At 29.8% G+C, this 13,034-nt stretch carries 16 protein-coding genes; 11 read left to right on the top strand and 5 right to left on the bottom strand.

The window, feature by feature from the left end; genetic code table 11:
* Nucleotides 1-5: 5 nt before the first annotated feature.
* From truB to ACXJH6_RS05630, 3 genes are read left to right on the top strand one after another with little or no spacing between them, the layout of a single operon-like run.
* Nucleotides 6-833, top strand: a complete 828-nt coding sequence (truB, locus tag ACXJH6_RS05640; RefSeq protein WP_456470783.1) for a tRNA pseudouridine(55) synthase TruB — start codon at nt 6-8, stop codon at nt 831-833.
* Nucleotides 827-1,054, top strand: coding sequence for a carbon storage regulator CsrA (gene csrA / locus ACXJH6_RS05635; protein WP_456470782.1), 228 nt, complete (start codon nt 827-829; stop codon nt 1,052-1,054). The genes truB and csrA overlap by 7 nt, the downstream gene beginning before the upstream one ends.
* Nucleotides 1,051-1,788 carry a 4-(cytidine 5'-diphospho)-2-C-methyl-D-erythritol kinase gene (locus tag ACXJH6_RS05630; RefSeq protein WP_456470781.1) on the top strand — a complete coding sequence of 246 codons (738 nt, stop codon included), beginning with the start codon at nt 1,051-1,053 and terminating at the stop codon, nt 1,786-1,788. The genes csrA and ACXJH6_RS05630 overlap by 4 nt, the downstream gene beginning before the upstream one ends.
* On the opposite strand, the gene ACXJH6_RS05625 is transcribed toward ACXJH6_RS05630, so the two are convergent.
* From ACXJH6_RS05625 to ACXJH6_RS05610, 4 genes are read right to left on the bottom strand one after another with little or no spacing between them, the layout of a single operon-like run.
* On the bottom strand, nt 1,789-2,043 hold the full coding sequence (locus ACXJH6_RS05625; protein ID WP_456470780.1) for a hypothetical protein: 255 nt from the start codon (nt 2,041-2,043) through the stop codon (nt 1,789-1,791).
* A 1-nt stretch (nt 2,044) separates the two neighbouring features.
* A complete protein-coding gene (gene fliS, locus ACXJH6_RS05620; protein WP_456470779.1) occupies nt 2,045-2,416 on the bottom strand; it encodes a flagellar export chaperone FliS in 372 nt (123 codons plus the stop codon).
* Nucleotides 2,417-2,427: 11 nt separating this feature from the next.
* On the bottom strand, nt 2,428-4,125 hold the full coding sequence (fliD, locus tag ACXJH6_RS05615; RefSeq protein ID WP_456470778.1) for a flagellar filament capping protein FliD: 1,698 nt from the start codon (nt 4,123-4,125) through the stop codon (nt 2,428-2,430).
* Nucleotides 4,126-4,128: 3 nt separating this feature from the next.
* On the bottom strand, nt 4,129-4,497 hold the full coding sequence (locus tag ACXJH6_RS05610) for a flagellar protein FlaG (protein WP_456470777.1): 369 nt from the start codon (nt 4,495-4,497) through the stop codon (nt 4,129-4,131).
* 86 nt (nt 4,498-4,583) lie between these two features.
* Between ACXJH6_RS05610 and ACXJH6_RS05605 the strand changes: the two genes are divergently transcribed.
* Genes ACXJH6_RS05605 through ACXJH6_RS05595 form a run of 3 tightly spaced genes read left to right on the top strand, consistent with a single transcriptional unit; the run spans nt 4,584 to nt 6,282 of the window.
* The gene (locus ACXJH6_RS05605) at nt 4,584-4,871 is read left to right on the top strand and encodes a hypothetical protein (protein ID WP_456470776.1); all 288 of its coding nucleotides are present in this window, start codon (nt 4,584-4,586) and stop codon (nt 4,869-4,871) included.
* Nucleotides 4,858-5,445 (top strand): 16S rRNA (guanine(966)-N(2))-methyltransferase RsmD, encoded by a 588-nt coding sequence (rsmD, locus tag ACXJH6_RS05600; RefSeq protein WP_456470775.1) that lies wholly within the window; start codon nt 4,858-4,860, stop codon nt 5,443-5,445. Before ACXJH6_RS05605 ends, rsmD begins: the two co-directional genes overlap by 14 nt.
* Before the next feature lie 9 nt (nt 5,446-5,454).
* Complete coding sequence (locus ACXJH6_RS05595; RefSeq protein WP_456470774.1) at nt 5,455-6,282, top strand: hypothetical protein; 828 nt, start codon at nt 5,455-5,457, stop codon at nt 6,280-6,282.
* Here ACXJH6_RS05595 and tgt read toward each other — a convergent pair.
* Nucleotides 6,265-7,389: a tRNA guanosine(34) transglycosylase Tgt gene (tgt, locus tag ACXJH6_RS05590; protein WP_456470773.1), complete on the bottom strand. Its 1,125-nt coding sequence runs from the start codon at nt 7,387-7,389 to the stop codon at nt 6,265-6,267. The genes ACXJH6_RS05595 and tgt overlap by 18 nt on opposite strands.
* Nucleotides 7,390-7,455: 66 nt before the next feature.
* Here tgt and ACXJH6_RS05585 point away from each other — a divergent pair, with 66 nt between their 5' ends.
* Genes ACXJH6_RS05585 through ACXJH6_RS05565 form a run of 5 tightly spaced genes read left to right on the top strand, consistent with a single transcriptional unit; the run spans nt 7,456 to nt 13,020 of the window.
* Complete coding sequence (locus tag ACXJH6_RS05585; RefSeq protein ID WP_456470772.1) at nt 7,456-8,865, top strand: TrkA C-terminal domain-containing protein; 1,410 nt, start codon at nt 7,456-7,458, stop codon at nt 8,863-8,865.
* Nucleotides 8,849-9,874, top strand: a complete 1,026-nt coding sequence (gene aroB, locus ACXJH6_RS05580; RefSeq protein WP_456470771.1) for a 3-dehydroquinate synthase — start codon at nt 8,849-8,851, stop codon at nt 9,872-9,874. The genes ACXJH6_RS05585 and aroB overlap by 17 nt, the downstream gene beginning before the upstream one ends.
* Complete coding sequence (locus ACXJH6_RS05575; RefSeq protein WP_456470770.1) at nt 9,871-11,379, top strand: mechanosensitive ion channel family protein; 1,509 nt, start codon at nt 9,871-9,873, stop codon at nt 11,377-11,379. The genes aroB and ACXJH6_RS05575 overlap by 4 nt, the downstream gene beginning before the upstream one ends.
* The gene (locus ACXJH6_RS05570; RefSeq protein WP_456470769.1) at nt 11,345-11,989 is read left to right on the top strand and encodes a uracil-DNA glycosylase; all 645 of its coding nucleotides are present in this window, start codon (nt 11,345-11,347) and stop codon (nt 11,987-11,989) included. Before ACXJH6_RS05575 ends, ACXJH6_RS05570 begins: the two co-directional genes overlap by 35 nt.
* The gene (locus tag ACXJH6_RS05565; RefSeq protein ID WP_456470768.1) at nt 11,986-13,020 is read left to right on the top strand and encodes a hypothetical protein; all 1,035 of its coding nucleotides are present in this window, start codon (nt 11,986-11,988) and stop codon (nt 13,018-13,020) included. Before ACXJH6_RS05570 ends, ACXJH6_RS05565 begins: the two co-directional genes overlap by 4 nt.
* The last annotated feature ends 14 nt before the right edge of the window (nt 13,021-13,034 follow it).

Here is a 13,034-nt window from a genome sequence, read left to right as displayed (position 1 = left end):
AAATAATGAAAAAATGTAACAATATGATTTTTGTAGCGAACAAACCTATGTTTATCAGTTCAAATAAATTTCTCTCTCAGTTAAAAAAGAAATATGGAATAAAAAAAATGGGATTTTCAGGAACTCTTGACCCTTTTGCATGCGGATGCCTTATTATAGCTTCGGGTCAATATACGAAACTGTTTAGATTTTTACAAAAAACTCCAAAAGAATATATAGCGACATTAATGCTTGGAGCGTATTCGCCTACCATGGATATTGAAAAAATAGAAAAAATAGAAGAAGTAAAACCTTTAACCACGGAAAAAATAAAAGAAGTATTAAACTCGTTTAAAGGCAAACAAAAACAACTGCCTCCAAGATATTCGGCAAAAAAAATCAACGGAATAAGGGCCTACACCACAAACGGCAAAGACTTTCTGGATAAAGAAATAGAAGTAGAAATCTTTAATATGGAACTTATAAATTATTCTCATCCTTTTATTACGTTTAAATCAAGCGTAAGTGAAGGTACCTATATAAGAACTCTCGGATTTGACATAGCTAAAAAACTAGGCACCGTAGGTACTCTCACATATTTAGAAAGAACAAAGGAAGGGAAATTCATATATGAATGTGAAAAACTTCTCAACCCTCTGGATTTTCTCAAAATTCCTCAAAATTTTTATTTAAAAGAGAGCGAAGATTTGCTTTTAGGAAAAAAACTTGATATAAATGATTTTAAATTAAAAGAAAACGGAGAATATTTTGTAAAATACAATAACTATTTTGCAATAATAAAAATAGAAAACACGGAAGTAAAATATCTGTTAAACAGGATGGAGTTATGTTAGTAATATCAAGAAAAGAAAATCAAAAAATAAAAATAGGCGAAGATATAGAATTAGTTATTGTAGAAATAGGAAAAAACCAGGTAAAAATAGGTATAGACGCTCCTCAAAATATAAAAATTCTAAGAGGAGAACTGGTAGAAGAAATTACAAAAGAAAATAAAAAAGCAAATAAAGAGATAAGTTACGAACAATTAAAAAGTTATTCAAAGGCGCTTTTATGAAAATAAAAGCTTATGCAAAAGTAAATATCTTTCTAAAAATAGTAGGACATGACGGAGTTTATCATCTGTTAAAATCAAGATTTATGAAAGTAAAACATTTATATGATGAAATAGAAATAGTAGAAGCCGATAAATTTAATATAGTAGGAGATATCAACTGTGTTTTAAGAGACAATACGGTTTTTAAAGCTTATGTAGAACTTACTTCAAAATATCCCGATATAAAAAAATGGTTTATAGGAAAAGAAATAAGAATAAACAAAAACATTCCTGAAATGGCCGGACTTGGAGGAGGAAGCAGCGACGCAGCTGCATTTTTAAGATTAGTAAATGAAAAAAGCGGTCTTAACTTATCAACACAAGAACTAATAGAAATAGGCAAAAAAATAGGAAGCGATGTTGCTTTTTTTATTACGGACGCTGAAGTCGCAGATGTTTACGGCAGAGGAGATATTGTAATCCCTAGAGATGAAAATGCTTTAGCTTTAGAAATTTTCACCCCTCCTATAGAATGTTCCACACCGGCAGTATATCAAACATATAAACAACATTTTTTTAACCCACAAGACAGTGATTTTGATAAAAAAGAAACATTAGAATTATTAAATAATTACAAACCTTCAGAATTAAACGACTTATTAAAACCGGCCCTTATGCTTTACCCGGATTTATATAAATACCAAGATTTCGGATTTTTTAGCGGAAGCGGCAGCAGTTTTTTTAAATTAAAATAATCATCCCTCTACATTAAAAGAATCTTCTTTTGCTTCTTGATAATATTTTTGAAGCTTCTTAACTTCTTGCATATCATTAAAAAGTTTTAACTTCTCTTTTTTTAAAATTTCATTTGCCTTATTTATAAAAGACAAAATTTCCTGAGCTTCTTTTATAGAGGAAAAAGAAGGCTCTTTACTGGAAATTTCTATAATTTTCCCTATATCGTTATTAATAATAGCTAATTTTAATTCATTTAAAGAAAACTTATCCATTTCAAAGACCCGTTTCTTCTTTCCATGCTTCTATCAAGCCTTTTAAAACTCTTATAACATCATCTAAATATTTCGTTTCGTTTTCCAAATTAGCTTTTGCAAGCAATTCCAATTGATAAGCATAAAGACCGTTTAAATAATATGCAATATCCCCTCCTTTTTCAAAGTCAAGCGCATTTATAAGTTCTATAAAAATATTGGAGGTTTTTATAATATATTTTACTTTTTCTTCTATATCTCCTTCTTTTATAGCTTTTTTTGCAAAATTAGCAAATCTTAAAGCCCCTTCGTAAAGCATTAAAACCAATTTTTCCGGTTTGTCTATATTTATATTCATCTGATTATAACTGTTTAAAGCTTTATTATATGTCATTGTTTTATCCTTTATTTAGAATTAATTGCTTGCTGAATTGCCATAGTCAATGTCTGACTCATAGCGTTAAACTTATTTATAGATTCGTCATATGCCGCAAACTGTTTAGCCATTATTTCATATTTTGTTTCTAAAAATTTTTTCATAGCATCCTTTCTGTCCTCATATCTATCTTCTTCATCCTTAATCTGTTTATCAAGGAGATTCAAATTTGAATTATCCCCAGTTATGCTGGTTTCAAAATCTGTTTTTAAATTAGTAAAAGCCGTTTCAAAAAATCGTTGGGTCAAATCAGGTGCCTTTTTATATGATTCTTTAAATTTACTTTCATCAAAACTCAGCATTCCGTTTCTATTTATAGAAAAACCTACATCGGTCGCCGAAAAAATTATATTTTCGGTATATTGATTTCCATTTCTATCGGTTTTTGTTACCTTATCGGTTAAAACCACTCCGAAAATATCATGGCTAAATTTACTGCTAAGCATCGTAAAATCGCTATCCCCCTGAAAAAGACCCACATTACCACTATCTTTATCATATGCCGTTAAACTTTGAAGATTTGAAACCATTGAATTATAATCTGCTACAAACTTTTTAATGGACTTTACTATTTCATCTACATTATTATCTATTTTTACCGTAGATTTTCCTGTTGAGGAAAGATTAATAGTAACTCCCGGTATTAAATCCTCAATGGTATTACTCTCTCTTTCCACCTCAACCCCGTTATAAGTAAAGTTAGAATTTTGTGCCGTCTGTAATCTGTTTGAATTACTAAAATCAGTATTATCATTAAAAGACGTCGTTAAATTAGAGTCATCAATCGAAATATCTCCGATTGCCTGAATGTTAAATTTAATTTGACCGTCTACAAACTCGGCACTTATTCCCAATGAATTTCCTTCACTGTCTTTTAATCCTCCATTATTAATAGCATCAATAAAATCACTAACAGTAGTTCCATCTTCCACATCCATTTGGTAATGTTCTCCGTTTACCGTAGCGGTAAACGTTTGAGTACTTCCTGTACTGTTTACTACATCGGTATCTGAATTATATACTTTAGACTTATAATCGGTTGCATTTAACCCTAAATCGTCTATTTTTGAAAAATCAAATTTTATAATATTATTTTTTCCGGTTTTATCTGCTTTTAAAACAAGTTTATAAGGATTATCGCCAATTCCTGTATCTATAATACTTGCCGTCACACCAGCACCGGCATTGTTAATAGTCTCTTTTAAATCCTCCAACGTAGCATTTGCTCCTATATCGATACTTACGCTTTCATCCCCAAGTCCTATTTCAAGAGTAACGCTTTTATCTGATGAATTTATAACAGAATCGGGAGTTGCAAATCCTTTTGACTCAAAAACGTCGTTTTGAGCAAGCTGTTTAACGTCAATAGTAAATTCCTGAGGTTTAACACCGTCTTCAGCTTTGACACTAACACTGTTTCCATTCACATTTGTATTAACTTTTGCAAAAAGAGTCCCATCGGCTATATCCAAAATATCTGTTTTTACAGTCGAACCTATTGTAATAAACTGAGAAAGAGCAGACTCTTTTTTTTTCAATAAATCGAGTTTATTTTCTAAAGGATTTATCATAAGTTTTTCATCAGCTTTTTTTAATTTATCTATCACATCGTAATTTAATACACCGCTACCAATCCCTAAAGAGCTTAAAGTACCTAGTTCTGCCATTGTTTACCCTTTCTTATCAAACAATAATCCTATTAATTCTCTCATTTTTTCCATAAGTTTTAAAGCTTCCAACGGTGGAAACTGTCTTATAATTTTATCGTTTTTTTTATCTACCACTTCCACTATTAATTCATTAACCTTATCATTAAATCTAAACTTTAAATCTTTATTTAAAGGATTCATAGCCTCATTTAACTCTTCTATAACTTTTTGTAATTCTTTTTTTAGCTCGTCTTTTGATTTTTTCTCTTCGATATGTTTTGAAACTTCCTGAACCTGTTCTACTTCATTTGAAGTTTTTTGCCTTTGATATATATTCTGGGAATAATCGTTTTTTTGAATATTGTTGTTTACTGAGCTGAAGATATCCATAACAGGCTCCTTTATTCCTAATAACATAATCGGCAAAACTAAAAACTTATTAATATTTTATGATAAAATTATGAAAAAAGGAAATTATGAAAGTAAAAATTGAATGCGATTCCCCACTTATTCAAAAAACGTTAGAATATTTTTTAAAAGATTATATAGATGAAAAAGGTGTTACAATTACCGATAATCCGGAAAAAGAAGGCATTTTAATAGGAAAAGATATCATAAAACCTTTTACAAAAACAACTCTTTTGCTACAATTGGAAAAACTTATAGGAAATCAAACAACTTTTGAAGAAGCACTTAATGATTTATGCGAAGAGTTCAAACAAAAATTAAAAAACCTCATAAAGGAGTATTATGGAAAAAGGTAACATAAAAATAATAGGAGGCAAATACAGAGGTAAAAAACTGTATATGGGAGATAAAGAAACCACAAGAAGCACAAAACAGATATTAAAAGAATCCGTTTTTAACTCTCTTCAATGGGAAGTACCGGATTCTACATGGGTTGAAGTATTTAGCGGAGTGGGAAGCATAGGGCTAGAGGCTATAAGCCGAGGAGCTAAAAAAGCCTACTTTTTAGAAAAAGACCCTGAAGCTGCTAAAGTCCTAAAAAGAAATATAGACTCATTAAAAGAAGAAGACAGGGAAAAATGTGAAATTATTTTAGGAGACAGTTTTGATACCATATGGGATGTAATAGAAAAATTAAAAAGAAAAAAAAATAAAGCTATTTTTTATTTTGACCCTCCGTTTGCTATAAGGGAAGGATATGAGGATATTTATGAAAAAGTACAAAATCTTATCAAAACCCTTCCTAAAATGAACGTTGAAAAAATTTTAATAGAACATCAAAGCGATTACGATTTTCCTGAACATTTAGGAAAATATAAAAAAACAAAAACTAAAAAATTCGGAAAAAGTTCCGTAACATTTTACGAATAGGAAAATATCATGAAAGCAAAAATTTTAATTATAACCGCACTTCTTTTAACAGGATGCGTAAAAAATTCCCCTTCAGTGGAAAAAGATTTAAAAACCACCGAAATAGAAAAGAAAATTATCGAACACTACCAAATATCTAAAAAAGCCCTTGCAAAAGCAGGAGAAAATTATGCATTTTTTTTACCTGACGCAAACGGAATAGCTATTTTTATACTTGATAAAAATTACAATCTTTTAAAGAAAAAAGTCATTCCTCAATTAATAGAAGGTAAAAAGCTCCTTTATAAAAACAATAAAATTTATCTTTTAGGTTATGACCAAAAAGAAAACAGGCCTTTAATTTTAACATTGGACACTAATTTAAATATAATTTCTAAAAAATATATAGGTAATAAATTTGATATACCTCAAGATTTTTTTATTAAAGAAAAACTTGTAGTGTTACTCACTACATACAAAAACAAAGCGGATATAGAAATAGTTGAAGGAGATAAAAATTATTTATTTCAGGCTCCTGATAATGAACTTGGAAAATTTATAAAACCGTTCAACGGGGGCATTATAATTATAGGTTCTATTCAACATCCTCAAGAAGACCTGTTTATTACTTTCATAAAAAACGGCAAAATCGTTTGGTCCAAAACTTATGATTTCGGGCTTGAGGATTCCCCTGTAAAAGTTGAAATAAAAAACCAAAATATAGAAATAGAAGTTTTATCTCAAGATTATATGGGAGCTGAAAAAACATATTACATTACTGTTGATAAAAACGGAACTATTATAAAGCATAAAAAAGGACTGGAATTTAAAGAGTTACCTTTAAGATTTAGAACGTAAAGAATAAAACTCTTTTTTAAATTCCTTAAACGTTCCTTTTATTATCGCTTTTCTCGCCTGTTTAACTAAATTCAGATAATAATGCAGATTATGAATTGAAGCAAGTCTAAAATATGTAAGCTCTTTTGCCTTGAATAAATGATTCAAATATGCCCTGCTGAAATTTCGGCATGTATAACAACTGCATTTCGGGTCTACAGGTGATTCATCAAGTTTATATTTGGCGTTTTTGATTCTAAGTGTTCCAAAAGACGTAAAAAGATATCCGTTTCTGGCATTCCGGGTAGGCATAACGCAGTCAAACATATCAACGCCTCTGTCAATCGCTTCAATAATATCTTCAGGTGTCCCTACTCCCATTAAGTATCTCGGTTTATCCTGAGGCATAAAAGGTGTAGTGGCTTCTATAGTATCATACATAAGGGCGTTTTCTTCACCGACACTCAGCCCTCCTATTGCAAAACCGTCAAACGTATGTCCTTCATATTCAATCGATACAAGGCTTTGAGCGCTAATACGTCTAATCTCAAAATCAGTCCCACCCTGGATAATTGCAAAAAGATTGTTTTTTTTACCTCTTTTTATATGATGAACTAAACTCCTATACGCCCATTTTGTAGTTCTTTCAATTGATTTTTTAATTCTTTCTTTGGTATTTGGAAGAGGAATCAAATCATCCAAAACCATCATAATATCGCTGTTAAGGTTATATTCGATATCTATAACTTTTTCAGGCGAAAAAAAATGTTTAGACCCGTCAATATGGCTTTTAAACCATATACCCTCATCAGTAAATTTAACATTATCACCAAGACTAAAAGCCTGAAATCCTCCGCTGTCCGTTAAAAAACTTCTTTTATATCCGCTAAATCCATGAAGTCCCCCGAGTTTTGCTATTGTTTCATCACCGGGCCTAAGATATAAATGATATGTATTCCCCAAAATTATTGGAGCGTCTAAAATTTCCGTCATATCAATAGCATCAAGGCTTTTAACCGCCGCAGCAGTACCAACTGGCATAAATATCGGCGTTTTTATTTCGCTATGGGCTGTTTTAATCGTGCAGGCTCTTGCATTACCATCAGTTGCGTCTATCCTAAATTCCATACACTGCCTTTTTTGAAATTATACTAAAATAAAACATATGATATAATTCTGTAAAAAAGGGACTGTTTGAATAAAATACTGATTTTTGCCGGGGCCCGAGAATCAAAACTGTTAATAGAAAAAATAAGTGAAAACTACTTAAATCTGGCTGAGTTTCATATTCTTTACGAAAAAGATGAAATTAAAGACTCTATAAAAGAAAAAGAAAATCTATTCTTCTATAAAATTAACTTTTACGCATACGATATTTACAAAAAATTTTTAAAAGACGATTTTGCTAAGATAATTATCTTTATAAAAAATAAAAAAGAAGCCGAATTTGTGCTTAAAAAAATAAAAAGCACTCAAACTCCAATACTTTTCGTAAAGTTTTGGCTTAAGTTTGAAATACCTCAGCAAAACAACATAGAAATAATAGACACCCCGGAAATCATTACGAATAAAATTATAGATTTTTTACCGGGAGTCCCTTTGTATGCAAGAGATATAGGACTAGGTATAGGAGAAATACTTGAAGTTGAAATTCCCCCCCACTCTCCGTTTGCTTATAAATCAGTCTCGATTTTTGACAGATATAATATAAAAGTCGGAGCCATTTACAGAAATAACGAATTAAAACTTGTAAGTAAAAACACTCTTATTTTACCAAACGACAAGCTTTTATTAATAGGAGACCCTACCAGGCTTAAAGAGATATTCAATCAGATTAAAAGCAACGTAGGAGCATTTCCCCAACCCTACGGCCAAAATATTTATCTGCTTTTAGATATGAAAAACATGGAAAAAGAAGAAATTTCAAAACTTCTAAAATCTGCTATTTTTTTACACAGAAAATTAAAAAATAAAAAACTTATAATAAAAGTAATAAATCCTTCTACGACATCTAAAATTTATAAACTTTTCAAATTTTCAAATATCGATATTGAAACAGACTATTTTACCGACTCTTATACAGAAGCTCTTTTAACGGACAGCGAAAAACTCAATATTGGATTAATTATTACTAATTCCCATTTTTTTTATAAATTCAAACATACTTTTTTTAACTTAAAAAAACCTATTTTTAAAGCTGGAGAGGAATCGGTTAAAAAATGTGAAAGTTTAAGCGTTATATTAAATGATAAATACGTAATAAGAATAGCTTCGGTTATATTCGATTTATCATATCAGCTTGGACTTAAAGTAAAATTTTTTAACGCCGACCCTGAAGAGTCTCATGATGAAATAATCAAATATTTAAGAACCCTCGCAAAAAGCTTTAATTTTACAAAACTTGAATTTATCAATTCAAAAGAAAATCCCATAGCGCTTCTTAGAAAAGAAAACAATACCTGTTTAATAGAAGCGTTTAGTAAACCTCCGGTAAATATAATTAAACAAATTCTTTTTCCTAAAATAGAATATTCTTACGTAATGCTGGATAAATTTAATCAATTCTTAATTCCAATAAAGGACGATTATGAAAGTAACAGTTAATACCCCAAATAAAACATATGATATTATTATCAATAAACTTCCGGAAATTAAACTTGATAAAAAAGTGGCAATTATTACCAATCCGAAAGTCAGCGGTCTTCATATTAATTATCTAACAAACAGATTAAAAGCAAAAGAACTTCATATAATTACCCTGCCTGACGGTGAAGAGTATAAAAACTGGCAAAGTATAGAATACGCTCTTAATAGACTTTTCGATGCAAAATTCGACAGAAATTCAGCTCTTATAGCTTTTGGAGGAGGAGTTATCGGAGATATGACCGGATTTGCCGCAAGTATTTTCTTAAGAGGCATTGAATTTATACAAATCCCAACAACCCTTCTTGCCATGGTAGACAGTTCAGTGGGCGGTAAAACGGGAATAAACAATAAGTATGGCAAAAACCTTATAGGCAGTTTTTATCAACCAGAAGCCGTATATATCGATACGCATTTTCTATCAACCCTACCAAAAAGAGAATTTGCCGCAGGAATGGCTGAAATTATTAAAATGGCGATAATGTTCGATAAGGAATTTTTTGATAAAATAAAAAAAGGCTCATTAAGTCTTGAAGAAATGATTAAAAGAAGCGTAGAATTAAAAACTATGGTCGTAAATCAGGACGAAAAAGAAAAAGGAATTAGAAGTGTTTTAAATTACGGACATACGTTTGGTCATGTAATAGAAAACCTTACAGATTATAAAACCTACCTTCACGGAGAAGCCGTGGCAATAGGAATGGTTATGGCAAACGAACTCTCTAAAGAGCTTGGATTTTTAAGCAAAGAAGAAGCAAATGAAATAAAAGAAGTTCTTGAAAAATACAATTTGCCTACTGATTTTAAAATAAAAGACCCTGAAAATTTTTACGAACATTTTTTCTTAGACAAAAAAACAGCCGATAATAAAATAAAATTTATTATCCCGGAAAAAATCGGTCAATATAAAATAGTAAAAGATATTGAAAAAGACAAAGTTATGAAAGTTTTAAAAAAGTTCAGCCGATGAGAGCGGTTATCCTTTTGCTTATTACCCTCTTTTTATACGCAAACGATATAAACGACTCTAAATTAAAAAATGAAATAAACACTTTAAAAGAAAATTTAAAAAAAAATGAATTTTACATAAGCTACCAATCTTATTTAAATTACAAAAAACTCGAAGAAAAATTAAAAAAATATAAAAGATTAGCCAGAATTAATCCTAAAAAATATAAAGAAAAACTTTTAAGTATCCAAACGGAATTAAACCTTTTAAAAAACAATCAAAATATTTTTGATACATTAATAAAATTAAAAGAACTTCCAAAACCTCCGGAAATAGACAATCCTTTTGCAATATTTACAGCACTTAACTATGAAAAAGAAATAAAAACAATTTTAAAACAGAATGAAGAAAACTATCAAAATTTTATTCAGACATATCAAACCCTCTTAAAATTAAAAAAACTTTATTCAGAACTGAAAATGAGCGACCCTCAACTTGAAAAACTGATAAATGATTTCCAAACAATAAACAGCGTATATAAAACAAAATTAAAAACTCTTAAAACCCAAGCGGAAATTTATATTCAAAAAGTAAATCAGTCAATACAAAAAGAGATAAACAAACTGATATATCTGGCTTTTTCCATAGGCATAAGTATTTTAATATTTACGTTTATAAAAATAGGAGTAAGAAAATACGTAAAAGATGAATCTATTTACTTAATCAATAAAATTATAAACTTTATAAATATTACGGTTATTATCATAATAATCTCATTTTTTTACATAAACAACGCAACTTATTTAATTACCATTTTGGGATTTGCCTCTGCGGGTATTGCCATTGCTATGAAAGACTGGTTTATGAATATTTTCGGATGGTTTGTAATAATGACCAGCGGTAATTTTAAAGTGGGAGACAGAATAAAAATATATCTACAAAACGGACAGGTTAAAATAGTTGGAGACGTAATAGATATTACGCTTACAAAAATAGTTCTTTACGAAGATGTTACCCTTACTACATACTTATATAATAAAAGAGCCGGCAGAATAGTATTTGTTCCAAACAACGTCGTATTTACAAATCCTATATTTAACTACACCCATCACGGACTCTCAACCGTATGGGACGGTATAGATATTACCATTACGTTTGAGAGCAATTACAAAAAAGCCGTCTATTTGGTTAAAGAGATAGTTAATAAATATGCAAAAGGATATACCGACATAACAAAAAGAAGAATTAAAAAACTAAAAACAATATATCATATAAAAAACGCAAACGTAGAACCTAGAGTTTATACGTTTATAGAAGAAAACGGAATTAAAATCAGTTGCTGGTATCTTAACAATTTTGCAACACTTAATTTAAGAAGCACTATTTCAGCAGAAATTTTAGAAGCCTTTTTAAAAGAAGACGATATTAAAATCGCTTATCCGACTTATACTATGAACGGTAAATTAAAACTCGAAAACGGAGAAAAAAAATATGAAGACCCTGCTCAAATTAAAACACCTCTATAAACTAAAAGAAGCGGGAATGGAATATTTCGAAGGCTTTGTAAGCGAAGAAAAAAAACTCAATATGCCAAACGAGCTTAAAGAACTTGAAAAAATATGCAAAACATGCACTCTTTGCGACCTTGCAAAAACCAGAACAAACGTAGTATTCGGGGAAGGAAACCCAAAAGCCAAACTGATGTTTATAGGAGAAGGTCCGGGAGAAATGGAAGATAAAACGGGGCGGCCTTTTGTAGGAAGGGCTGGAAAACTTCTTACAAAAATTATTGAAAACGTACTTGAATTAACAAGAGACGACATATATATAGCCAACATAGTTAAATGCAGACCTCCCAACAACAGGGTACCTACTATCGAAGAAGCTGAAACCTGCAAACCCTATTTATTAAAACAAATTGATATAATAAATCCTGAGATTTTAGTATGTCTTGGCAAAACGGCTTTTATGTATCTTTTAAATACCGATATGCCAATTAGTAAAGTCAGAGGCCAAATATTCGAATATAAAGGAAAAAAAGTGATACCGACATATCATCCGAGTTTTCTACTCAGAAACCCGTCAGCCAAAAAAGAAGCATATAAAGACTTTTTACTTATAAAGAGTATGTTATGAAAAAGTTTTTGTTTATTATTTTAACAGCGATTATTTCATTTGCACAGGTAAATCCTTTTGAGGATGTTTTCAGTAAAATTAATAATACCAATACACAAACAGAAGAAATCAACGAAATAAACACTACCAAAGAAAACAACAATTCTTTAATTACTTATGAAGAGTTTTTTTCAGATATATTCGAAAGTGAAAAACCAAAAATCACACTAGCAGTAATAATGGATAAAAAAAAGTTTTTTAAATTTGTCCCTTCGGTTATAAATTCCATAAACGCTTATTTAATTTATAAAAATGTGGACTATAATTTAAGTGTTTTTTCCACAGAAGACAATATAACCAAAATACAAAAAGAATACAAAAACATCATTTATATAGGTGATAAAAATTTTCCCGATATTAAAATATACAATCCTGTTTATAATAAAAACGATTTTAATTACACAAACGTAATATTTGGCGGAATAGATTTTGAAAATCAGATTAAAAAGTTTTTAAAATTCACCCAAAACGCCACAGCAATAAACGAACAAACAGAAATTTCCTCTTCTCTTTTAAAATATGAAAAAAAATATTTTTCTTTAAAAGAACTATTTTATCCTAATATAAACTACTATTCCTTAAGAAATGATTATATCTTTTTTAACGTATCGGCAGGCAAAACGGCACAAATTCTATCAAAACTCACCTATAACCAAATAAATACCAAACTACAGTTTTCGACACAGATAAACTACGACCCACTTTTAATAGCCATCACTCAGCCGCAGGATGTTAAAAAACTCATAATAGCAAATTCAATTATAAACCCTCCTGTAAAAATAGAAGATTATTCTCTTCTTTTAAACAGCGATATAAAATACAACTGGTTAAATTACGCAACCGATATACTTTTAAACAAAATATATAACGAATCTTTAAATGAAGATTCTTTTTATATGAACGACTTTGGAGTCTATATTTTTGATAATCAGACAGAATATAAAATAAAGCTTTATCAGATAATAAATCATGCTTTTAAACAAGTGAAATAGTTTTTTTGATATAA

The sequence above is a fragment of the Caminibacter sp. genome (genome assembly GCF_053999135.1).
This window is presented reverse-complemented; position numbering and strand designations above follow the sequence as displayed.